The sequence below is a fragment of the Burkholderia aenigmatica genome (genome assembly GCF_048627025.1).
GTDB lineage: Bacteria > Pseudomonadota > Gammaproteobacteria > Burkholderiales > Burkholderiaceae > Burkholderia > Burkholderia aenigmatica.
In genome coordinates this window covers 2,630,747-2,653,008 of record NZ_CP184469.1, presented here as the reverse complement: position 1 = coordinate 2,653,008, position 22,262 = coordinate 2,630,747, and the positions used below count along the sequence as shown (strand labels likewise).

Here is a 22,262-nt window from a genome sequence, read left to right as displayed (position 1 = left end):
CGCGAGCGGATCATGATATCGACGGAGGAAACCATGGCAGGGGATTGGAGCAAGCATCTGAAAACGGCATGCGCGGCGCTCGCGCTGGGCGGCGTCCTGTGGACCGGCGCGCCGGTCGCGCACGCGGCGGACGTCGTCAACGTGTACAACTGGGGCAACTCGATCGGCAAGGCGACGATCGCGAACTTCGAGAAGGCGACCGGCATCAAGGTGGTCTACCAGGAGTTCGATTCGAACGAGACGCTGCAGGCGAAGCTGCTGTCGGGCACGTCGGGTTATGACGTGGTCGTGCCGTCCGACATCTTCTGGGCGCGGCAGTTGCAGGCCGGCATCTACCGCAAGATCGACAAGAGCCAGGTGCCGAACTACGGGCTGCTCGATCCGGAAATCATGAAGGTGCTCGCGAAGGACGATCCGGGCAACCAGTTCGGCATTCCGTGGACCTGGGGCACCGACGGGCTCGGGATGAACGTCGAGAAGGTGAAGGCCGCACTCGGCAACGACGCGCCGCTCGACAGCTGGGCGCTGCTGTTCGACCCGAAGTATGCGCAGAAGCTGAAGCACTGCGGCATTTCGGTGCTCGATTCGCCGGTCGATGCGTTCGGGATGGCGTTCGTCTACCTGAAGAAGGACCCGAACACGACGAACCCGGCCGACTACCAGGCCGCATACGAGCTGCTGAAGACGGTGCGGCCGTACATCACGCAGTTCAATTCGAGCAGCTACATCAACGATCTCGCGGGCGGCGACATCTGCCTCGCGCTCGGCTGGTCGGGCGACGTGAACTCCGCGCGGATCGCGGCTGCTTCCGCGAAGAAGCCGTATCACATCAAGTACGTGATCCCCGCCGAGGGCAGCGCGATGTGGTTCGACATGATGGCGGTGCCGAAGGATGCGCCGCATCCGGACGCCGCGCTGAAGTTCGTCAACTTCGTGTTGTCGGAGAAGGAGAGCGCGAACCTGACCAACGACACGTCGTACCCGTCGGCCGTGCCGTCGTCGAAGCATCTGGTGCGCGCCGAAGTGACGAGCGATCCGGCCGTGTTCCCGCCCGCCGACGTGATCCGCAAGCTGAGCCTCAGCAAGCCGGTTCCGCCTGAGCTGATGCGTCTGCAGAACCGTCTCTGGACGAAGCTGAAGACCGAGTAAGCCGGCCGCCGCTCTCCCCACTCCCGTCTACCTTTCGCGCGCCCCGCCGCTCATCGCGGCGGGCGGGGGCGCGCTCGTCCCGACGACCACCCACGACATGAAAATCAAACACATGACGGCGCTGTGCGTGCTTGCGTTCGAAGCCGCCTCGGCCTTCGCGCACACGCCGCAGGCGACCGACGCGAGCAAGATGAAGGCGCTGCAGGCACAGGTCACCGCGCTGCAGCAGCAGGTGAACGAGCTGCGCGCGAGCATGCTGGCGGCGAAGCCTGCCGGCGCGGCAACGACTGCCACTGCCACCGCCGCCTCGGGCGGCGCGAAGATCGGTTCGATCAACACGGCAGCGGCTGCCGCGCCGGCCGCCGACTCGGCGCCCGCATTCACGAACGACGACCTGCAGCAGATGCGCGAGCAGATCGCGAACGCATCGCTGAAGGTCGACTCGCTGCAGGAAGCGGCGACCACCGGCCCGCTCGCGGGCCTGAGCATCACCGGCTACGTCGATCCCGTGTACCTGTTCAACCGCGCGCAGCGCACGTCCGGCTTCCAGTTCCTGAACCACGATCCGGGCGCGTACGACTACTTCAACAGCACGATCGGCGACGTCTACCTCGACATCAAGAAGACCTTCGGCGTCGGCCCGATGGCGCCGTCGGCGGAGGTCGTGATCCAGCCGAACCGCGGCTTCGGCAACGTGTTCAGCAATTCGCACGGCGGCATCGGCAACAACATCATCACGCAGGCGGTGGTCACGGTTCCGCTCAGCACGACGCGCACCTTCGAGGTCGGGATGATGCCGAGCCTCGCCGGCTACGAGGTGCAGCCGTCGAACCAGATGCTGACGCTCACGCACGGGCTGCTGTACGACTTCAGCGAACCGGGCAACCTGATCGGCGTCGGGCTGAAGGGCTCCAACGCGGCGATGACGCGCTTCTGGCAGGTCGTGATCGGCAACGAGGTGCTGCGCACCGCCGGCGCGATCGCGAACGCGGCGAACAACACGACGAAGACCAACTGGACGCCGACGATCACCGCGCGCTTCGACAACGCGACATCGACCGCCTTCGACTTCGGCATCTCCGGGATGCTTGGCCGGCAGTCGCTGTTCTCGCCGTGCGCGACGCCGGGCGGCTACGGCTATCAGTGCAACGGTTCGTCGCCGACTGGTCTCTACAAATACGTGGAGGCCGACGTGACCTATACGCACGACAAGACTCAGGTCAACGCGCAGGTCGATTACGGCGAGCTGCAGAAGGGCGCATGGAACGGCGGTACCGCCCGCTGGTACGGGATGTCGTTGCTCGGCCATACGAAGTGGACGACGTCGTGGGTCGGCCGCATGGGCGCGACGCTGCGCTTCGACTACCTGAACAACACGTCGAACGGCGGCGGCGGCACCAACATCCAGTACGGGCTCGCGGGCGGCAATCCGTCGGTGAACGGGTCGAGCGGCTTCGGCATCGATCCGGCGTGCTTCCACGGCTCGTCGACCAACGGCACCGAGTGCAAGGGCGCGCAGCGCTACGCGATCACGGCCGACCTGTTGTTCTATCCGACGCAGCAGATCACCGTGAAGCTCGAATACCGCCACGACGCGGCGAACCATCCGGTGTTCCTGAAGAGCAACGGTACGTACTCGCGCAGCAACGATCTCGCCGGAATGCAGTTCATCTATTCGTTTTGAGCACAGGGGCCGCGCCGCGCGACGCGGCGCGGCTCCGCTTTTTTCATTGTCGTCGCTCGCGACGCGTGACATTCTGGGCCGGGCATCCCTCGGTCCGCATTCAACCCAGGAGAAACCATCGTGAAACTGCACACCTTCGTGACCGACACCCGCGACTCGCGCGAGCGCGGCCGCCAGATCGGCGAGCGTTTCGCGCCGGAGATCCGGCAGACCGTCGCGCTTTATCTCGCGTTCTTCCCGAAGCTCGGCATCGATCCGCAACGCGCACGCGAGATCGGCGAGGCGAGCCTTGCGTCGCTCGAGGCGTGGGCGCCTGACCTGGCCGGCGAAATTGACGCGATCGCACATGCCGTCAACCTGCCGCGCTGGCAGCTCGCGTGCCTGAACGCGCGCACCGAGATTCTCGCGATCGCGCCGGCGTCGACGGAAGGCGAATGTTCGACGACCGTCTACGCGCCGGCCGGCCCGCAGACGCCGCGCACGCTGCAGACCTGGGACTGGCACGACAGCCTCGCGCCGCAGGGGCTGCTGATGAAGCTGGAGACGCGGCACGGCCGCACCGTCAAGCTGTTCTCCGAATTCGGGATGCTCGCGAAGCTCGGCGTGAACAGCGCGGGGCTCGGGCTGCACTTCAACATCCTGCACCATACGAGCGACAACGGCAGCGCGGGCGTGCCCGTGCATGCGATCGCACGGTGGATTCTCGAAGAAGCGACGACGGTTCAGGAAGCGATCGAACTGGCACGCACCGCGCGCGTGAGCGCGTCAACGGTGCTGACCGTGTTCACGCGGCATGACGCGAACCCGCGTGCGGCCAGCATCGAGCTGAGTCCGTCGGGCATCGGCGTGGTGGTACCGCGCCCGGACGGCTGGCTGCTGCATACGAATCACTTCCTCGACCCAGCGCTGAGCAGCGGCGAGTGCATGCCGGACAGCTCGACCACGCGCGAACGTTTCTCGCACCTGAACGACGTCGTGAACGGGATGACGAGTGCCGATGTGCGCGAACGCGCGGCGGCGATGTGCGGGGCGGCCGGCGACCAGGCCGTCGTGTGTTTCCATCCGGACCTGTCGATGCCCGACACCGAGCGCTGGGAAACGCTGCTGACCGTCGGCATCGATACCGATGCGTGCGCGCTCGACTACGTGGCAGGCAATCCGCACGATCTGGCGCGCGACGGGTTTCAGCGGTTCTGACGCGACGCGCATTCAGCGGTAGCGGTAAAGCAGGGCGGCGTGCGCGGGCCGCCCGTGCGTTGCCGACGCTTATGCGTCGATGCGCTCGACCTTGCCGACCAGCAGCCCGTACGACAGGCTGCCCGCGAGCGCCATGGCGGCGATGTAGGTGATCGCGCGCGAGAAGTCCGCGCCGTCCACCAGCAGCCCGATCACGATCGGCGTCGCGATCGCGGACAGGTTGCCGATCAGGTTGAACACGCCGCCCGTCAGGCCGAGCAGCCGCGCGGGCGCGAGCCCCGACACGAGCGACCATGTGATCGACGCGAAGCCGTTGCCGAAGAACGCGATCGTCATGAACGCGATCACCCAGCCGGTCGACGTGACGTAGTTCGCGCCGATGATGCAGGTCGAGATCAGCAGCCCCGAGATGATCGGCAGCTTGCGCGCGAACCCCTGCGATGCGCCGCGGCGCATCAGCCAGTCCGACAGTACGCCCGAGCACAGCACGCCGACGAACGCGGCGAGGAACGGCAGCGACGCGAGGAAGCCCGACTTGATGAAGTCCATCCCGCGATACTTCACGAGGTAGGTCGGGAACCACGTGAGGAAGAACCACAGCGTCGAGTTCAGCGCGAACTGGCCGAGATAGATGCCCCACAGCTTGCGCCGGCCGAGCACGACGCCGAGGTCGCGCCATGTCGATGGTGCGCGTTCGCTGCGTGCCGCGACGCGGTCTTCGAGATCGACGAGCCCGCCGCCGTCGCGGATCAGCGCGATCTCGGCCGCGTTGACGCCGCGAAACGCGCGCGGCTCGCGGTACACCGCGTACCAGATCGCGGCCCACGCGATGCCGGCGAGGCCGGTCGCGACGAACACCATGTGCCAGCCGAGATGCACCTGCAGCCATGCGAGCACCGGCGTGAGGAATGCGAGGCCGACGAACTGGCCTGACGTGTAGCCGCCGATCGCGCTCGCGCGTTCGCGAGTCGGGAACCACGTCGTCACCACGCGGTTGTTGATCGGGTAGGCCGGCGCCTCGAGCGCGCCGACCGCGAGGCGCAGCACGATCAGCCCGACGAACGAGCCCGCGAAGCCGAGCAGCAGCGTCGCGGCCGACCACAGCGCGAGCGCACCCGCGTACAGCACGCGCGGCGACACCTTGTCGACGAGCCAGCCGCCCGGGATCTGCATCAGCGCGTAGGTCCAGCCGAACGCGGAGAACACGAGGCCCGCGCGCACCGGATCGATGTTCAGCTCCTTGAACAGCGCGGGCGCGGCGATCGACAGGTTGCTGCGGTCGAGATAGTTGATCACGACGGTGACGAACAGCAGCGCGAGGATCAGCAGCCGCTTGCGGCTCGGTGGCGCGGCCTGCGCCGCGGCCGCGCGGGCGGCGGAATCGGCTGCGATGCCGGTGTGTGCGGGCCGCTGTTCCGGCGGGTTGGCGTGCGTGCGTGACGCGGAATGGGCCACGGTTGTCTCCTGTGTTCTGTGCTCGGCCGTCGCCCGCGAGCGGGGCGGCCGAATCTAATGGCGTTGGGGCGAACGTTAGAGCCGTGGCGCGCAGTGCGTCAACATTTGGACAGGTATCCCTATTAATGGGACGAGCGGCGCTCAATATGTGGGAAAGGGCGGCGATCGTGGCGCGAGACGCGCTTGCCGTTTGCGTCGCAAGTCAGCCGCACCGACGACGGGCCGGAATCGATGTCGAACCGGTCGCGCAGGTCGTCCGGTATCGCTTCGCCGGACTGGCCGGCCTTTGCCGGGTAGTGGCGATACCGGTACCTTTGCTCGCCTTGTTCGGGATCGGCGCGATTGCAAGAATGGCCGTTCCATTCCTGCTCGCTGGTGAGATTGACGATGAAGACACTCAAGCCCGGTTTCGCCCTGTGTGCCGCCATGATCGCCGTCGGGACGGCGCGGGCCGGCGATTTCTCGATCGCCAGCGTGGAGCTGGCTGGCGGCGCGTTCGATCACGCGCAGGTATCGGGCAGCTTCGGCTGCCACGGCGAGAATGTTTCGCCATCCATAAGATGGACGGATGCGCCGGCGGGTACGCAAGGCTACCTGCTGACGATGTTCGATGCCGATGCACCGACGGGTTCGGGGTTCTGGCACTGGGTCGTCGCCGATATACCGGCGTCGGCTCACGGCATCGTGGCTGGGTCGGGCAATGACGTTGCGAGGCTGCCGGCGGGTGCCGTTCCGATGAAGAACGACACCGGCCACGCCGGCTATCTCGGCCCGTGCCCGCCGCAAGGCGAGACACATCGCTACGTCATCACGCTGACCGCGCTCAAGGTGGCGAAGCTGCCGGTCGAGCGTGATGCGACGCCGGCGGTCGTCGGCTTCACTGCGCACGACCAGGCCATCGCGCAGGCGACGATGACCGTACGATTGAGCCGTTAGCCGCGCGTGCTGTCGTCCTGAAAGCCGCTCTTGCCGACGAAGATCTCCTTCAGCGCGGCGCGTAGCGCGACCGGATCGTATTGACCGGGCGCGAGATGGATCACGTAGCGCGTCTGGCCGTCGAGACGCGCGGCGAGGGCGGGTTCGATCTCGACGTCGATCGTGTCGTCCGTCAGGCGCACCGACAGATCCTTGACGCGCACGTTGATCTGGTCGCGCACCATCACTTCGATCAGCGCGTCGTCCGGGAAGCGCGACAACGCGAAGCAATAGTCCTGCTCGGCGTCGTGACAGTAGATGTTGGCGAAGCTTTCGTCGTCGTCGAGATCGGACGTCGCCGCGCCGATCGTGGCGTGAAGTTCCATGAAGGTGGGTTCCTGCGTAAGGGAGTAGGGGTTATCGGGTTGAATGGAGGGCCGAGTCGATCGCGGCTGCCGCGCCGGGCGTCGTGCCGGTGGCGCACGCCGCATCGGCATCGCGCGCCTTCAGCCACAGCCCGAATTCGCGCATGACGTCGACGACGGGCCGCAGCCGGTCGCCGTCGGCGGTCAGGTCGTACTCGACCCGCACCGGCACTTCCGGGTAGACGGTGCGCCGCACGAGCCCCGCGTCTTCGAGCGCGCGCAGGTCGAGCGTCAGCATGCGTTGCGAGATGCCGGGCATGTCGCGCCGCAGGTCGCTGAAGCGCCGCGGCCCGTCGAGCAGATACGACACCAGCAGCAGCCGCCAGCGGCCGCCGAGCAGGCGCATCGCTTCTTCAACGGAACATCCTGTCGCACTCGATTTCATCGTGCCGAATCCTGGTCGGTAAATTTTTTGTGACTACGGCACAAACGACTGCCGTCTTCTCAGCCCTGCGCCAATGCGAGATATTAGCGCCCGCGTCGCGGCGAATCGATCCATGAACCACCCACGAAGGACACGCATGAAGCTCTATCACGCTCCCGGAAGCTGTTCGCAGGCCATTTGCATCGTGCTGCGCGAAGGCGGCGTCGACGCGGAGATCATCCAGGTCGACGCGCGCAAGCATGTCATTGAAGACGGGCGCAATTACTACGATGTGACCGAACTCGGCTACGTGCCGCTGCTCGAACTCGACGACGGCACGCTGCTGCGCGAAGGGCCGGTGATCGCGCAGTATCTCGCGGATTTGCGTCCGGATGCGGGGCTCGCGCCCGCCTACGGCACGCTCGCGCGCTATCGGCTGATGGAGTGGCTCAACTTCCTCGGCACCGAGATCCACAAGGGCTTCATCCCGCTGCTGTATGCGGTGCAGGCGGGGAAATACGTCGACCCGGCCAGAACGAAGCTCGACAGCCGTTTTGCATGGATCGACCGTCAGCTCGACGGCAACGCGTTCCTGACGGGCGACACGTTCACGGTTGCCGATGCGTACCTGTTCGCGCTGACGGGCTGGGGCAAGGCCGAATGGATGCGGTCGGTGTACCACGCGGATATCGACCTGACCCGGTATGCGCATCTGCGTGCGTGGTACGAGCGGGTGCGGGCGCGGCCGGCGGTGCGGGCAGTGCTGGAGGCGGAGGGACTGGCGCGGTAGCAGGCGACGGCGGTCGCGGAGTCGGCGCGTCTTTCCGCTTCATCGGCGCGCCGCCACACAGCAAAACCCCGCGCTATAATCCCCGCCATGAAATTCCTCCGGACCATCGTCCTGCTGCTGCTCTGCGCGGTGCTGCCCATCAGCGGGCTGGCAGCCAGCGGCCTGGCCGGGGAATGTCCGATGATGCAGCAGGGCATGTCGATGGACATGGACGCTGGCATGTCCGCCGACATGCCGGGCTGCGATTCGATGAAGCCGTCGCCTGCCGGCAAGGCCCACGCGAAAGCGAAGGGCATGGCCTGCAAGCTCACGGCGCAATGCCAGTTCGGCAGTCTCTATCATCCGGCCGCTCGCGCCGAAGTCAGTCGTCCCGCTGCCTACGCCAGCACCGTCGCGTTCCACTACGCGCAACTCCTCCCGGTCCGCGATCCGAACGGGTTGTGGCGCCCTCCACGCATCAGCTGATCCCGATCCGATAGGTTCGCCGCATGCGCGGTGAGGTTCGTCCTGTATCAGGACGTGGAATCCCTATGGGGTTCCGCCGTTGGGGTTAAACCATGTCATTCCATTTCGGCACGCCGCTTGCGCGGCGTGCGCGTCGGCGCGCGCCCATGCTTTGGGCGGCGCTGCTGGTTGCGGGCGCCGTTCACGCGCAGCCAGCCCCTTTCACGCTGGACGCCGCGCTGCAGTCCGCCACCGATCATTCCGCTTCGATGCAGGCCGCGCAGGCGTCGGTGCGTGCCAGCTCGGAGGTGGCCGTGAAGGCCGGCCAACTGCCCGACCCGATGCTCAAGGCCGGCATCGACAACCTGCCGGTCAACGGCGGCCAGCGTTTCACCGTCGGCCAGGACTTCATGACGATGCGCCGCATCGGCATCGAGCAGGAGTGGGTGTCCGGCGACAAGCGGCGCTTGCGGTCGGCGCTCGCCAACGAGCAGGTCGGGCGCGAGCGCGCCGGTTATCTCGCGCAGCTCGCGAGCGTACGCCAGCAAACCGCGACGGCGTGGCTGAACGCCGTCTACGCGAAGCAGGCGCTCACGCTGCAGCAGGCGTTGCTCGATCACATGAACCATGAGCTTGAAGCGACGAAGGCGTCGTATCGCGGCGCGAAGGCGAGTGCGGCCGATGTCGTCCAGGCGCGGGCCATGCTCGCGCAGACGCAGGATCAATTGCTGAAGGCGGAGCAGGTCTACCAGACTTCACTCATTGCGTTGTCGCGCTGGACCACCGTGCCCGTCGACGACGTCACGGGCGCGCCGCCCGCGCCGGAGTCGTTCGTGTCGTCGCTGCCGCCGGACGAGTTGCGGCTGTCGCAACCGGCGCTGATCACCGCCGCCGACGATATCGCCGTCGCCGAAGCCGATACGGCTGTCGCGAACAGCGAACGCAGCCCGAACTGGACGTGGGAAGTCGCGTACCAGCAGCGTGGAGGTGCGTATTCGAACATGGTGTCCGTCGGCGTCACGATCCCGCTGCCGATCAATCGCAAGAACCGCCAGAACCGCGACGTCGCCGAAAAGGCCGCGCTCGCGACGAAGGCGCGCCTGATGTACGAGGACACGCTGCTCCAGGTGCAGGCCGATATCCGCACGCAGTCCGCGACGCTCGCGAGCGGTCGTGCGCGCATCGCGAATCTCGGCGACGCGTTGCTGCCCGCCGCCGACCAGCGCGTGCAACTGGCGAATGCCGCGTACCGCGCCGGCACGGGTTCGCTCGCGGATACGTTCGCCGCGCGCCGCGCGCAACTGGATGCGCAATTGCAGGTGCTCGATCTCCGGCGCGAGGTCTCGCAGACCTGGGCGCAGCTCGAATACCAGGTCGTGCCGTCGACGCTGGCCGCCGCGCAATAAAGGAGAACGACATGATGAAGCAAACACTGGCCCGCGCGGCCCTGCTGGCGTTCGCCGGTGCTGCGCTGCTCGGCGCGGGCTATTTCGCGGGCGCGCGCCATGCGGCGACGGCCGCGGCCGCAACGGATACCACCGCGGCGGCATCCTCCTCGCCCTGCAGCGCCGATCCGAAGATCGGCCGCAAGGTGCTGTACTGGCACGACCCGATGGTGCCGAACCAGCACTTCGACAAACCGGGCAAGTCGCCATTCATGGACATGCAGCTACAGCCCGTCTACGCCGACGAAGGCGGCGGCGCGTCCGGCATCCGGATCGATCCGGGCCTGCAGCAGAGCCTCGGCATCCGCTATGCGACCGTGCGCCGGCAGCAGACGGCGGCCGGATTCGATGCGGTGGGCACCACGCAGTTCGACGAATCGCGCGCGGATGTCGTCCAGTCGCGCGTCACCGGCTACATCGATCGTCTCTATGCGCGCGCGCCGATGCAGCGCATCGCGAAGGGCGCCCCGGTCGCATCGCTGTTCGTGCCTGATTGGCTCGCGCCGCAGGAGGAATACCTCGCGCTCAAGCGCGGCGGGATGGACGGCAGCCTGCTCGATGCGTCTCGCGCGCGGATGCGGGCGCTGTCGATTCCCGACGGCATGATCGCGAGCCTCGATCGCACCGGCAAGGCCCAGACGCATGTCGTGCTGACCGCGCCGGAAACCGGCGTCGTCAGCGAGCTGAACGTGCGGGACGGCGCGATGGTCGCACCCGGGCAGACGCTCGCGAAGATCGCGGGGCTGTCGACGCTGTGGCTCATCGTCGAGGTGCCCGAGGCGCTTGCGCTGAACGTGCAGCCGGGGATGTCGGTCGACGCGACGTTCGCGGGCGACCCGTCGCAGCATTTCACGGGGCGTATCCGCGAAGTGCTGCCCGGCATCAGCACGAGCAGCCGCACGCTGCAGGCGCGCGTGGAGATCGACAACGCCGCGCTGAAGCTCACGCCCGGCATGCTGATGCGCGTGCAGGTCGCCGCACGGCAGACCGTATCGCGCCTGCTCGTGCCGTCCGAAGCTGTGATCGCGACCGGCAAGCGCTCGATCGTGATCGTGAAGAACCGCGATGGCCGGCTTCAGCCCGTGACCGTGACGTTGGGCAACGACGTCGGCAGCGACACCGAAGTGCTCGGCGGGCTGAACGAAGGCGACACGGTCGTCGCATCGGGGCAGTTCCTGATCGATTCCGAGGCGAGCCTGAAAAGCGTGCTGCCGCGGCTGGAAAGCGGCACCGGCGCGAGCGGGGCAGCGGCGACACCCGCGTCGGCATCGACGGCGGCGGCACCGATCTACGAAACCACCGGCAAGGTCGAACAGGTCACGGCCGACGACATCACGTTCTCGCATCAACCCGTTCCGGCGCTCGGCTGGGGCGCGATGACGATGGCATTCGGCAAGCCGTCGCCCTCCGCGTTCCCGGACGTGAAGCCGGGCGAGACGGTGCGCTTCTCGTTCACGCAGGGCGACGATGGCTACCGGCTGACGAAGGTCGAACCGCAGGGAGGCGAACGATGATCGCGCGCATCATTCGCTGGTCCGTCCACAACCGCTTCCTCGTGCTGCTTGCCACCGTGTTGATCGCCGCATGGGGTGTTCACTCGCTGCAGCAGACGCCGCTCGATGCGTTGCCTGATCTGTCGGATACGCAGGTGATCGTGAAGGCGTCGTATCCGGGCAAGGCGCCGCAGATCGTCGAGGATCAGGTGACCTATCCGTTGACGACCACGCTGCTCGGCGTGCCCGGTGCGAAAACGGTCCGCGCGTATTCGTCGTTCGGCGACGCGTTCGTCTACGTGCTGTTCGACGACCGCACCGATCCGTACTGGGCGCGTTCGCGCGTGCTCGAATACCTGAGCCAGGTGCAGAGCCGGCTGCCTGCGGGCGCGACGGTATCGCTCGGGCCGGATGCGACCGGCGTCGGCTGGGTATACGAGTACGCGCTCGTCGATCGCACCGGCCGTCACGATCTCGGGCAACTGCGCGCGCTCAACGACTGGTTCCTGAAGTTCGAGCTGAAGGCGGTGCCGGACGTGTCGGAAGTCGCGAGCATCGGCGGCATGGTGCAGCAGTACCAGGTCGTGCTCGATCCGGACAAGCTGCGCGCGTACGGCATCACGCAGGCGGAAGTCGCGAACGCGCTCGGCAACGCGAACCAGGCGTCCGGCGGCTCGGTCGTCGAGCTGGCCGAATCGGAATACATGGTGCGCTCGACCGGCTACCTGCGCACGCTCGACGACTTCCGGCACGTGGTGCTGCGCACGAACGACGCCGGTACGCCGGTGCTGCTCGGCGACGTCGCGCGCATCCAGGTCGGCCCGGCGATGCGGCGCGGGATCGCCGAGCTGAACGGGCAGGGCGAGGTGACGGGCGGTGTCGTCGTGATGCGCTCAGGCAAGAACGCGCTGACCACGATCGATGCGGTGAAGGCGAAGCTCGCCGACCTGAAGCGTTCGCTGCCACCTGGCGTCGAAATCGTCACGACCTATGATCGCTCGCAACTGATCGAGCGCGCGGTGGGCAACCTGAAGGACAAGCTGATCGAGGAGTTCGTGATCGTCGGGATCGTCTGCGCGGTGTTTCTGTTTCATCTGCGCAGCGCGTTCGTCGCGATCCTGTCGCTGCCGCTCGGCGTGCTGGCCGCGTTCATCGTGATGCGCTACCAGGGCGTGAACGCGAACCTGATGTCGCTCGGCGGGATTGCAATCGCGATCGGCGCGATGATCGACGCGGCGATCGTGATGATCGAGAACGCGCACAAGCATCTCGAAGCGTACGACCACGCGCATCCCGGCGAGCCGATCACGGCCGCGCGCCGATGGGAGCTCGTCGCGATGTCGGCTGCGGAAGTCGGGCCCGCGCTGTTCTTCTCGCTGCTGATCATCACGCTGTCGTTCATCCCGGTGTTTTCGCTGGAAGGGCAGGAAGGCAAGCTGTTCGCGCCACTGGCGTTCACGAAGACCTACACGATCGCCGCCGCCGCCGGGCTGTCGGTGACGCTGGTGCCGGTGCTGATGGGGTATCTCGTGCGGGGTCGCATTCCGCACGAGCACGCGAACCCGATCAACCGCGTGCTGATCCGCGTGTACCGGCCGCTGCTCGAAGCGACGCTCAGGCGCCCGTGGCTTGCGATCGGCATCGCGGTCGTCGCGCTCGTGCTGACGGCCGTGCCGTTGTCGCGGCTCGGCGGCGAATTCATGCCGCCGCTCGACGAAGGCGACCTGCTGTACATGCCGACTGCGCTACCGGGCATTTCGGCCGACAAGGCGAGCGAACTGCTGCAGCAGACCGACCGCCTGATCAAGACGGTGCCCGAGGTCGACACGGTGTTCGGCAAATCGGGCCGCGCCGACACCGCGACCGATCCCGCGCCGCTCGAGATGTTCGAGACGACGATCCGGTTCAAGCCGCGCAGCGCATGGCGCCCCGGCATGACGCCGGAGAAGCTCGTCGACGAACTCGATCGCACGGTGAAGGTGCCGGGCCTGTCGAACGTGTGGGTGCCGCCGATCCGCAACCGGCTCGACATGCTGTCCACCGGCATCAAGACGCCTGTCGGCGTGAAGATTTCCGGGCCGGACCTGGCCGGGATCGACGCGATCGCGAAGCAGGTCGAGGCAGCGGTGAAGCCGGTGCCGGGCGTCACGTCCGCGCTCGCGGAACGGCTGAACGGCGGCCGCTACATCGACGTCGACATCGACCGGCTTGCGGCCGCGCGCTACGGGCTGTCGGTGGCCGACATCCAGTCGGTCGTGTCGTCGGCGGTCGGCGGCGACGACGTCGGCGAAGTGATCGCGGGGCGCGAGCGCTTCCCGATCAACCTCCGCTACCCGCGCGAGGTGCGCGATTCGGTCGAGAACCTGCGGCAACTGCCGGTCGTCACCGCGCGCGGCGCGCAGATCCGCCTGGGCGACGTCGCGCGCATCGCGATCGCCGACGGTCCGCCGATGATCCGCAGCGAGAACGCGCGACTGTCCGGCTACGTGTACGTCGACATCCGCGGCACCGATCTGCAGCGCGCCGTGCGCGCGATGCAGCAGGCCGTTGCGCAACGGGTCGCGTTGCCGCCCGGCTATTCGATCGCGTGGTCGGGGCAGTTCGAGTATCTCGAACGCGCGGCGGCCAAGCTGCGTACCGTCGTGCCGGTAACGCTGGTGGTGATCTTCGTGCTGCTGTTCCTCACGTTCGGCTCGGCGGCCGATGCGCTGCTGCTGATGTCGACGGTGCCGTTCGCGCTGGTCGGCGGCTTCTGGCTCGTGTGGGCGCTCGGCCATGCGGTGTCCGTCGCGACGTCGGTGGGCTTCATCGCGCTCGCGGGCGTGGCCGCCGAGTTCGGCGTCGTGATGCTGCTGTACCTGAAGGGTGCGCTGCAGCGCCGGCTCGATGCCGGCGAACCGCTGACCGATGCGCTGCTGCTCGACGCGATCCGCGAAGGCGCGGTGCTGCGCGTGCGGCCCAAGGCGATGACGGTGGCCGTCGTGCTCGCCGGCCTCGTGCCGATCATGATCGGGCACGGTGCCGGTTCCGAAGTGATGCAGCGCATCGCTGCGCCGATGGTCGGCGGCATGGTCACGGCGCCGCTGCTGTCGATGTTCGTCATTCCCGCCGCATGGCTCCTGCTTCAGCGCCGTCGTGCCCGAAGCATGGGCCATGCGCGGCATTCCGAAGCAGTTCCTCACGGCACGAACGTGCCATCCATCCCAACCGGAGAATCCCGATGAAGAAATTGATTACCGTTACCGTTGCGACTGCCGCCGTTCTTGCTGTCGGCGCGTTCGTTACCCCCGCCTTTGCCGCCGGCGACATGGCCGGCATGGACATGTCCGGCATGAAGATGTCGTCGGGCGGCGCGGGCGAGTCGAATGCCGCGCTGACCGACGCTGAAGTGAAGAAGGTCGATGCCGCGAGCGGCAAGATCACGCTGAAGCACGGTGCGCTCGAGAACGTCGGGATGCCACCGATGACCATGGCGTTCAAGGCGAAGGACGCCGCGATGCTCGAACACGCGCGTGCGGGCGACAAGGTCAAGGTACGGATCGAGAAGGTCGACGGCACGCTGACGATCGTCAAGCTGGTGAAGGCGTCCTGACCTGAGGATGCGCCGGTGCATCGCCCGCCCGTGAACCGGGACGGCGGTTGCACCGGCGCCGCGCATGTCGAGCCGGAAGCGGCTCGTGCGGCGGCGTTAGACGGCGCACGACGGGTTGGATACAGCTCGGCATGGGATCGGCATCTATATTTCAACAATGCTTGAAATGTCGAAATGATGGCGCTATCCTTCGCGCCATGGACTCCAATCTCGTCGTGCGCGCCCTGGGCGCGCTTGCTCATGAAGCGCGCCTGGCCATCTTCCGCGCACTGGTCGTGGCCGGGCCCGAAGGGCTGTCGGCCGGTGCGATCGCCCAGCAGATCGGGCTGTCGCCATCGAGCCTGTCGTTCCATCTGAAGGATCTGTCGCACGCCGATCTGGTCACTGCGCGTCAGGACGGCCGGTTCATCTATTACGCGGCGAATTTCGAATCGATGAGCGGGCTCATCGGGTTCCTGACCGAGAACTGCTGCGCCGGCGCTGCCTGTGGCGTACCGGCCGCACCCGACTGTTGCGGAGGCGGCGCATGACCGGCTCGAACGTTGCCCGGCCGCAAGCCGTGGTGGCCCCGCCCGCCATCGGATTCTTCGAGCGCTACCTGACCATCTGGGTCGCGCTTTGCATTGTGCTCGGCATCGCGCTGGGCCTGGCGCTGCCGGAACTCTTTCAGCGCATCGGCCGCATGGAATACGCGCAGGTCAACCTGCCCGTCGGACTGTTGATCTGGGTGATGATCGTGCCGATGCTCGTCAAGGTCGACTTCGGCGCGTTGCATGAGGTTCGGCAGCATGTGCGGGGGATCGGCGTCACGCTCGTCGTGAACTGGCTCGTCAAGCCGTTTTCGATGGCGTTGCTCGGCTGGCTGTTCATCCGGCACCTCTTCGCGCCGCTGCTGCCGGCCGACCAGATCGACAGCTATATCGCCGGCCTGATCCTGCTGGCCGCCGCGCCGTGCACGGCGATGGTGTTCGTGTGGAGCCGGCTGACGGGCGGCGATCCGCTGTTCACGCTGTCGCAGGTTGCCCTGAACGACAGCATCATGGTGATCGCTTTCGCACCGCTGGTCGGCCTGTTGCTGGGGATGTCCGCGATCACGGTGCCGTGGGCGACGCTGCTCACGTCGGTCGTGCTCTACATCGTCATCCCGGTGATCCTCGCGCAAGTGTGGCGCAGGCTGTTGCTCGCCAGGGGGCAGGCGGCGTTCGACCGCGCGATGGCGAAGATCGGCCCGTGGTCCATCGCCGCGCTGCTGGCCACGCTGGTGCTGCTGTTCGCGTTCCAGGGCGAGGCGATCCTGAAGCAGCCGCTGGTGATCGCGCTGCTCGCGGTGCCGATCCTGATCCAGGTGTTCTTCAACGCGGCGCTCGCCTATGGGCTCAATCGCGTCGTCGGCGAGAAACACAGCATCGCTTGCCCGTCGGCGTTGATCGGCGCGTCCAACTTCTTCGAACTGGCCGTGGCGGCCGCCATCAGCCTGTTCGGCTTCCACTCCGGTGCAGCGCTCGCGACCGTCGTCGGCGTGCTCATCGAAGTGCCGGTCATGCTGCTCGTCGTGCGCATCGTCAACCGTTCGAAGGGCTGGTACGAGTGCGCGTGACATTATTCAGGAATCCGGAAATGACCGACATCACGATTTATCACAACCCCGATTGCGGCACGTCGCGCAACACGCTGGCGATGATTCGCAACACGGGCGTCGAGCCTCGCGTCGTGCTTTATCTGGAAACGCCGCCGGGGCACGAGGCACTGCGCGCGCTGATCGCGGCGATGGGCGTGCCGGTACGCGACGTGCTGCGGCGCAAGGGGACACCCTATGAAGCGCTCGATCTCGACAATCCGAAATGGAGCGACGACGATCTGATCGGTTTCATGGTCGCTCACCCGATCCTGATCAATCGCCCGATCGTCGTCACCCCGCTCGGCACGCGGCTGTGCCGCCCGTCCGAGCAGGTGCTCGATATCCTGCCCGATCCGCAGAAGGGGCCGTTTGCGAAGGAAGACGGTGAAATCGTGATCGATGCGGAGGGCAAGCGTGTCTGACTACCTGAACGATCTGCCGCAACTCGACGCCACGCTGTTTCGCATGCCGGACGCGAGCCGGCTGCAACCCGCGCAGCCGTCGACGCATCCGCCTCGAATCGTGCTGCTCTACGGGTCACTGCGCACGCGCTCGTTCAGCCGGCTGCTGGTCGAGGAGGCGGCGCGGCTGCTGACGGCCATGGGCGCCGAAGCAAGGATCTTCAATCCGGCCGGACTGCCGTTGCCTGACGATGCGCCGGACAGCCACCCGAAGGTGGCGGAGTTGCGCGAGCTCGTGCAATGGTCGGAGGGCATGGTGTGGTGCTCCCCCGAGCGGCACGGCGCGATGACCGGCGTGATGAAATCGCAGATCGACTGGATTCCGTTGTCGGTCGGCGCGGTACGGCCGACGCAGGGCAAGACGCTGGCGGTCATGCAGGTCAGCGGCGGATCGCAATCGTTCAACGCGGTCAACCAGATGCGCGTGCTCGGGCGCTGGATGCGCATGCTGACCATTCCGAACCAGTCGTCCGTCGCGAAGGCGTTCATGGAATTCGGCGACGACGACCGGATGAAACCGTCCGCGTATTTCGATCGGGTCGTCGACGTCATGGAGGAGCTGGTCAAGTTTACGCTGCTGACGCGCGACGTCGGCGCGTACTTGACCGATCGCTACAGCGAGCGCAAGGAAAGCGCCGAACAACTGTCGCAGCGTGTAAACCAATCGCGAATCTGAGCCGCTTTCCGGTGGGCGGCGCGATGAGGCGTCGCTCCCGCCGGCGCGGCGGGAGCATGCTCTACGCGCGAGATGGGCACGATCAGCGCGCCAGCGTCATGAACAGATAACCCGCATAACCGGCGCCATTCGCCAGCAAGGCCCAGATCGCGAGCCCGCGCGTGCGCGCATTGAAGCGCAGCCACGCTGCCGCCGCGAGTGTGATGATCACGCCGGTCAGCACTTCGGGCCGTGGCTCCCACGGCGTCAGCATGATGCCGATCGCCGGCAGCAGCGTGCCCTGGAACACCATCGCGCCGGTGATGTTGCCGAACGCGAGCGTGTCCTTCTTGCGGCGGATCCACAGCACGCTGTTGACCTTCTCCGGCAACTCCGTCGCGATCGGCACGATGATCAGCGACAGCAGCAGTGCCGAGACACCGAGCACGTGCGACACGCCTTCCACGCCGTGAATGAAACCCTTCGCACCGCCGACCAGCAGCGCGAGGCCGAGGAGCAACTGCAGCGCAATCGTCGCGAGGGTGGTCGGCAGGCCCAGGCGTGACAGGAACATCTTGTGCGGCGCTTCGGTGCCGTGCCCGGCATCGACGAGCTGGTTCGACGCGCGGAACGTCATCACGACATACATCACGTAGATGCCGACCAGCATCGCGGCGAGCAGCGCGCGCACGGCCCAGTTGTGATGCGGGACGAACATCGCGGCGGTGGCCAGCGAGAACGCGGCGAGGAAGTAGTTCAGGTCGCGCACGAAGCCCGTGCGTTCGGGCGCGATCGTGCCGCGCAGCCCGCGCGAGCGGATCACCGCGAGCGTCATCAGGAAGGTGGTGAGCGTCGCGAGCATCAGCGGCGCGCCGAGAATCGCGCCGACGCCGATCTCCTCGTTCACGGTCTGGTTCGCCGTGCCCCCGGCGAGCGCGAGCAGCGGCACCATCGTTTCGGGCAGCGCGGTGCCGACGGCCGCGAACAGCGAGCCGGTGACGCCTTCGGAAATCTTCAGGCGTTCGCCGAGATGTTCGAGCGCATTGGTGAAGACCTCGGCGGCGACGAGGATGACGATCAGCATGAACGCCAGTTCGAGGAACATGAAGGTCATGCGGCACCTCCGCAGGCATGCGCGCGGACGGCGGCGAAACGCGGGGAAAAGGCGGTGGGGAACATGGGGACTCCGTGGTCGGACGCTGACGAACCATGGCGCATCCGACGACGTCCGACCAGGAACGACGCGATGCACCCATGGTCTCGCCAAGCCGATCAGGCTGAACGCGCCACGGCCGCAGGCCGAGTGTGTTGACGGCGTTCGCTTTCCGGGGATGGAAAGCAGGCTACTCCCCAAAGACGAAGGGCAGTCTAGCCGAGCGGATTGCTTTCGACAAGCCTTCATCTCAAAAAAATATACCCCTCTCCCCTATAGGGGAAACCTTCCGGATTTATACTCCCCCCCACTATCCAGGAGTCAGTCGTCGATGAGTCATACCGTTCGTGAAAAACAGAAGCTGCTGAACCGCGTGCGCCGTATCAAGGGCCAGGTCGAGGCGATCGAGCGCGCGCTCGGGGAGGAACGCGGCTGCAACGAGGTGCTGCAATTGATCACGAGCTGTCGCGGCGCGATGAACGGGCTGCTGGCCGTCGTGCTGGAGGACCACATTCGCGAGCACATGGTCGATGCACATGGGCCGGATGAGCACGAAGGCAGCGCGACCGAGCAGCTGATCGACGTGGTGCACAGCTATTTCAAGTGATCGGGGTGGAACATGGGCAATTTCACGAATGACGCGTTCGGCGCGGGGCACGACCATATCTTCCTCGGCGCGGCGCACGAGCAGAACGAGCGGCGGACGTGGATGGTGATCGGCCTGTGCGCGGCGATGATGGTGGCCGAGATCGTCGGCGGCACGCTGTTCGGATCGCTGGCGCTCGTCGCCGACGGGCTGCACATGTCGACACACGCAGGCGCAATGCTGATCGCAGCGCTGGCCTACACCTATGCGCGCAGGCACGCCGACGATCCGCGCTTCGTGTTCGGCACCGGCAAGCTGGGTGACCTGGCCGGGTTCACGAGCGCGATCGTGCTCGCGATGATCGCGATCCTGATCGGCTACGAGGCCGTCGCGCGATTCCTGTCGCCGGTGCCGATCCATTTTGGCGAGGCGATTCCGATCGCGGTGCTCGGCCTCGCGGTCAACCTGGCGAGCGTGTGGCTGCTGAGCGGCGGCCATCACGGGCATGATCACGGCCACCATCATGGGCATGGCCACGGCCACGGCCACGGACATGGGCACGCACACGGCGATCACGCCGATCACGCGGACGAAGCCATGAGGGTCTTCTCGACAGCCGGCGTGTTCGACGTATCGGTGTTCGAGGACGGCGTGCCGCCGGTGTTCCGGATCGCGCCGGCAACCGGCGAGTCGAGCCTCGACGGGGTGTCCGCCTCGATTACGACCGTTCGCCCCGACCAATCGCGACAGCATTTCACGATGGTCGCGCGCAACGGCTTCCTGGAATCGCGAGAGACCATTCCCGAGCCCCATGCGTTCGATGCGATCGTGACGCTGAACGGCAACGAGCACGCGCTGACGTTCGTCGAACACGATCATCACGAAGGCGCGCACGCTGCCGCCGCCCGCGATCACAACATCCGGTCGGCCTACGTTCACGTGATCGCCGATGCCGCGGTGTCGGTGCTGGCGATCATCGGGCTGCTGCTCGCACGTGCGTTCGGCTGGGTCTGGATGGATCCGCTCGCGGGCATCATCGGCGCGCTCGTCATCGCGAACTGGTCGTACGGGCTGATGCGCGATACGGGCGGCATCCTGCTCGACGTCAACGTCGATCGCAAGCTGGCGGAGCGTGTACGCCAGGCGATCGAGGCGTTTGGCGACAAGGTCAACGATCTCCACGTGTGGCGTGTCGGTCCCGGGCACATGAGCGCGATCGTGTCTGTCGAGACATTCGACGCGGCGCGTGACGCGCGCTTCTACCGTGCGCTCGTTGCGCGATTTGACGGCGTTTCCCACGTGACCGTCGAAGTGATGGCGTCGGCGAAGGCGGCCTGATCGTGGCCGTGAAATCGCCGTGCGTCGAGCTGTGCGCGTTCGACGGCCGCACCGGATTCTGCGTGGGCTGCCTGCGCACGCGTGACGAGGCGCGCGACTGGAAGAAGATGACCGACACTCGCCGGCACCAGATACTGAACGATCGCGTGCGCCGGCAAGCGAAGATCCGGCGCGACACGGGGAAATAGCGTGCTCGCGTGACGGCCGGCACGTGCGGTCGTGTCACTGGACTGCAGTAGTATCACCGGCATCCAGTGTCAGGATTCCTGAACCGGGAGCGACCCATGCAGACCGAACCGTCGACCGGCATTCTTCGCCAGATTCCTCGCAGTGTCTGGGTGCTGGGCTGCGTCAGCCTGCTGATGGACGTGTCGTCGGAAATCATCCACAGCCTGTTGCCGATGTTCCTGATGGCAGGGCTCGGCGCGAGCGCGACCGCGATCGGCGTCATCGAGGGGATCGCCGAAGCGACAGCGCCGGTCGTCAAGATGTTCTCCGGCACGCTCAGCGACTACCTGCGCAATCGCAAGTGGCTGGCGGTCGCCGGATACGGGCTCGGCGCGCTCAGCAAACCGTTGTTCGCCATCGCGCCGACGATTGGCATCGTGGTGACGGCACGGATCGTCGACCGGATTGGCAAGGGAATCCGTGGTGCGCCGCGCGATGCGCTGGTGGCGGACGTCACACCGGTCCACTTGCGCGGTGCCGCCTACGGGCTGCGACAGTCGCTCGACACGGTGGGGGCGTTTCTCGGGCCGCTTCTGGCCGTCGTCATCATGCTGATCTGGCACGACGACTTCCGTTTCGCCTTCTGGCTCGCCGTGATTCCGGGCATGCTGGCCGTGGCGCTGCTCGCGTTCGGTATCGACGAGCCGGCGCGTGCGCCAGGCGAGCCGCGTGTCAACCCGATCCGCCGCGATGTCGTGAAGCAACTCGGTGCGCGCTATTGGTGGGTCGTCACCGTCGGCGCCGTGTTCGCGCTGGCCCGCTTCAGCGAGGCGTTCCTGGTGCTGCGCGCGATGGGCAGCGGCGTGCCTGTCGCGCTCGTACCGCTCGTGATGGTAGCGATGAACGTCGTGTACGCACTGTCGGCCTATCCGTTCGGCAAGCTCGCCGACACGACGAGCCACACGAAGCTGATGACGGCCGGGCTCGTCCTGCTGATCGCTGCCGATATCGTGCTTGCGCTTGGCGCGCATTGGGGAACCGTCCTGGTCGGTGTCGCGTTGTGGGGGCTCCATATGGGGATGACGCAGGGGTTACTCGCGACGATGGTCGCGCATGCCGCGCCGTCCGAATTGAGAGGCACGGCGTTCGGCGTGTTCAATCTGCTCAGCGGCGTCGTGACGCTCGTATCGAGTGTCGTCGCGGGCATCCTGTGGGACCGGGTGGGCGCCGCGGCTACGTTCTACGCAGGAGCAGTGTTCAGCGCGGTGACCATCATGTTGCTCGTCTGCATTCGCACGTCGTTCGCCGCCGTTCAGGATCGCTAGCCGGA

23 protein-coding genes and 1 riboswitch are annotated in these 22,262 nt (G+C 66.6%); of the genes, 18 read left to right on the top strand and 5 right to left on the bottom strand.

The annotated features are described in order from the left end of the window. Positions 1-33: 33 nt before the first annotated feature. The 3 genes from ACN8ZM_RS28900 (at position 34) to ACN8ZM_RS28890 (ending at position 4,030) form a co-directional block, all read left to right on the top strand. Positions 34-1,149 carry a polyamine ABC transporter substrate-binding protein gene (locus ACN8ZM_RS28900; protein ID WP_043178697.1) on the top strand — a complete coding sequence of 372 codons (1,116 nt, stop codon included), beginning with the start codon at positions 34-36 and terminating at the stop codon, positions 1,147-1,149. A gap of 97 nt (positions 1,150-1,246) precedes the next feature. Next, on the top strand, positions 1,247-2,833 hold the full coding sequence (locus tag ACN8ZM_RS28895) for a DUF3138 family protein (protein WP_043178694.1): 1,587 nt from the start codon (positions 1,247-1,249) through the stop codon (positions 2,831-2,833). A gap of 120 nt (positions 2,834-2,953) precedes the next feature. Next, positions 2,954-4,030 carry a C45 family autoproteolytic acyltransferase/hydolase gene (locus ACN8ZM_RS28890; protein WP_420211462.1) on the top strand — a complete coding sequence of 359 codons (1,077 nt, stop codon included), beginning with the start codon at positions 2,954-2,956 and terminating at the stop codon, positions 4,028-4,030. Positions 4,031-4,099: 69 nt separating this feature from the next. Here ACN8ZM_RS28890 and ACN8ZM_RS28885 read toward each other — a convergent pair whose 3' ends face one another. Further along, positions 4,100-5,485 (bottom strand): MFS transporter, encoded by a 1,386-nt coding sequence (locus ACN8ZM_RS28885; RefSeq protein ID WP_043178690.1) that lies wholly within the window; start codon positions 5,483-5,485, stop codon positions 4,100-4,102. A gap of 122 nt (positions 5,486-5,607) precedes the next feature. Next, positions 5,608-5,886, bottom strand: coding sequence for a hypothetical protein (locus tag ACN8ZM_RS28880; protein WP_420211461.1), 279 nt, complete (start codon positions 5,884-5,886; stop codon positions 5,608-5,610). Between ACN8ZM_RS28880 and ACN8ZM_RS28875 the strand changes: the two genes are divergently transcribed. After that, on the top strand, positions 5,873-6,421 hold the full coding sequence (locus ACN8ZM_RS28875) for a YbhB/YbcL family Raf kinase inhibitor-like protein (protein ID WP_420211460.1): 549 nt from the start codon (positions 5,873-5,875) through the stop codon (positions 6,419-6,421). The genes ACN8ZM_RS28880 and ACN8ZM_RS28875 overlap by 14 nt on opposite strands. On the opposite strand, the gene ACN8ZM_RS28870 is transcribed toward ACN8ZM_RS28875, so the two are convergent. Continuing rightward, the gene (locus tag ACN8ZM_RS28870; RefSeq protein ID WP_420211459.1) at positions 6,418-6,786 is read right to left on the bottom strand and encodes a hypothetical protein; all 369 of its coding nucleotides are present in this window, start codon (positions 6,784-6,786) and stop codon (positions 6,418-6,420) included. The genes ACN8ZM_RS28875 and ACN8ZM_RS28870 overlap by 4 nt on opposite strands. A gap of 31 nt (positions 6,787-6,817) precedes the next feature. After that, entirely contained in the window at positions 6,818-7,210 is a 393-nt protein-coding gene (locus tag ACN8ZM_RS28865) for a winged helix-turn-helix transcriptional regulator (protein WP_420211458.1), read from the bottom strand. A 136-nt stretch (positions 7,211-7,346) separates the two neighbouring features. Between ACN8ZM_RS28865 and gstA the strand changes: the two genes are divergently transcribed. The 10 genes from gstA to arsH all read left to right on the top strand — a co-directional run bounded on the left by gstA (position 7,347) and on the right by arsH (position 17,708). Continuing rightward, positions 7,347-7,979 (top strand): glutathione transferase GstA, encoded by a 633-nt coding sequence (gene gstA / locus ACN8ZM_RS28860; RefSeq protein ID WP_420211457.1) that lies wholly within the window; start codon positions 7,347-7,349, stop codon positions 7,977-7,979. An 87-nt stretch (positions 7,980-8,066) separates the two neighbouring features. Beyond that, positions 8,067-8,444, top strand: a complete 378-nt coding sequence (locus tag ACN8ZM_RS28855; RefSeq protein ID WP_420211456.1) for a hypothetical protein — start codon at positions 8,067-8,069, stop codon at positions 8,442-8,444. Between the two features lie 92 nt (positions 8,445-8,536). After that, positions 8,537-9,829, top strand: a complete 1,293-nt coding sequence (locus ACN8ZM_RS28850) for a TolC family protein (RefSeq protein WP_420211455.1) — start codon at positions 8,537-8,539, stop codon at positions 9,827-9,829. 11 nt (positions 9,830-9,840) lie between these two features. Next, positions 9,841-11,382: an efflux RND transporter periplasmic adaptor subunit gene (locus tag ACN8ZM_RS28845; RefSeq protein ID WP_420211454.1), complete on the top strand. Its 1,542-nt coding sequence runs from the start codon at positions 9,841-9,843 to the stop codon at positions 11,380-11,382. Next, positions 11,379-14,585 (top strand): efflux RND transporter permease subunit, encoded by a 3,207-nt coding sequence (locus tag ACN8ZM_RS28840; RefSeq protein WP_420211453.1) that lies wholly within the window; start codon positions 11,379-11,381, stop codon positions 14,583-14,585. The genes ACN8ZM_RS28845 and ACN8ZM_RS28840 overlap by 4 nt, the downstream gene beginning before the upstream one ends. Then, positions 14,582-14,953: a copper-binding protein gene (locus ACN8ZM_RS28835; RefSeq protein ID WP_420211452.1), complete on the top strand. Its 372-nt coding sequence runs from the start codon at positions 14,582-14,584 to the stop codon at positions 14,951-14,953. The genes ACN8ZM_RS28840 and ACN8ZM_RS28835 overlap by 4 nt, the downstream gene beginning before the upstream one ends. A gap of 197 nt (positions 14,954-15,150) precedes the next feature. Continuing rightward, a complete protein-coding gene (locus ACN8ZM_RS28830; RefSeq protein ID WP_043178668.1) occupies positions 15,151-15,483 on the top strand; it encodes an ArsR/SmtB family transcription factor in 333 nt (110 codons plus the stop codon). Beyond that, on the top strand, positions 15,480-16,550 hold the full coding sequence (gene arsB, locus ACN8ZM_RS28825; RefSeq protein ID WP_420211451.1) for an ACR3 family arsenite efflux transporter: 1,071 nt from the start codon (positions 15,480-15,482) through the stop codon (positions 16,548-16,550). Before ACN8ZM_RS28830 ends, arsB begins: the two co-directional genes overlap by 4 nt. 20 nt (positions 16,551-16,570) lie before the next feature. Next, complete coding sequence (gene arsC, locus ACN8ZM_RS28820) at positions 16,571-16,993, top strand: arsenate reductase (glutaredoxin) (RefSeq protein WP_043178666.1); 423 nt, start codon at positions 16,571-16,573, stop codon at positions 16,991-16,993. Beyond that, positions 16,986-17,708: an arsenical resistance protein ArsH gene (arsH, locus tag ACN8ZM_RS28815; protein ID WP_420211450.1), complete on the top strand. Its 723-nt coding sequence runs from the start codon at positions 16,986-16,988 to the stop codon at positions 17,706-17,708. The genes arsC and arsH overlap by 8 nt, the downstream gene beginning before the upstream one ends. Before the next feature lie 82 nt (positions 17,709-17,790). Here the strand turns inward: arsH and ACN8ZM_RS28810 are convergent, their stop codons facing one another. Then, positions 17,791-18,801 (bottom strand): sodium:calcium antiporter, encoded by a 1,011-nt coding sequence (locus ACN8ZM_RS28810; RefSeq protein ID WP_420211449.1) that lies wholly within the window; start codon positions 18,799-18,801, stop codon positions 17,791-17,793. 81 nt (positions 18,802-18,882) lie between these two features. Further along, a riboswitch (yybP-ykoY riboswitch) is annotated at positions 18,883-19,051 on the bottom strand. A 120-nt stretch (positions 19,052-19,171) separates the two neighbouring features. On the opposite strand from ACN8ZM_RS28810, the gene ACN8ZM_RS28805 reads away from it, so the two are divergent. From ACN8ZM_RS28805 to ACN8ZM_RS28790, 4 genes are all read left to right on the top strand, one after another. Further along, a complete protein-coding gene (locus tag ACN8ZM_RS28805) occupies positions 19,172-19,447 on the top strand; it encodes a metal/formaldehyde-sensitive transcriptional repressor (RefSeq protein WP_039354022.1) in 276 nt (91 codons plus the stop codon). A gap of 12 nt (positions 19,448-19,459) precedes the next feature. Beyond that, positions 19,460-20,764, top strand: a complete 1,305-nt coding sequence (dmeF, locus tag ACN8ZM_RS28800; protein ID WP_420211448.1) for a CDF family Co(II)/Ni(II) efflux transporter DmeF — start codon at positions 19,460-19,462, stop codon at positions 20,762-20,764. A 2-nt stretch (positions 20,765-20,766) separates the two neighbouring features. Then, complete coding sequence (locus ACN8ZM_RS28795; protein WP_080741428.1) at positions 20,767-20,952, top strand: DUF1289 domain-containing protein; 186 nt, start codon at positions 20,767-20,769, stop codon at positions 20,950-20,952. A 96-nt stretch (positions 20,953-21,048) separates the two neighbouring features. Further along, the gene (locus ACN8ZM_RS28790; protein WP_420211447.1) at positions 21,049-22,257 is read left to right on the top strand and encodes an MFS transporter; all 1,209 of its coding nucleotides are present in this window, start codon (positions 21,049-21,051) and stop codon (positions 22,255-22,257) included. The last annotated feature ends 5 nt before the right edge of the window (positions 22,258-22,262 follow it).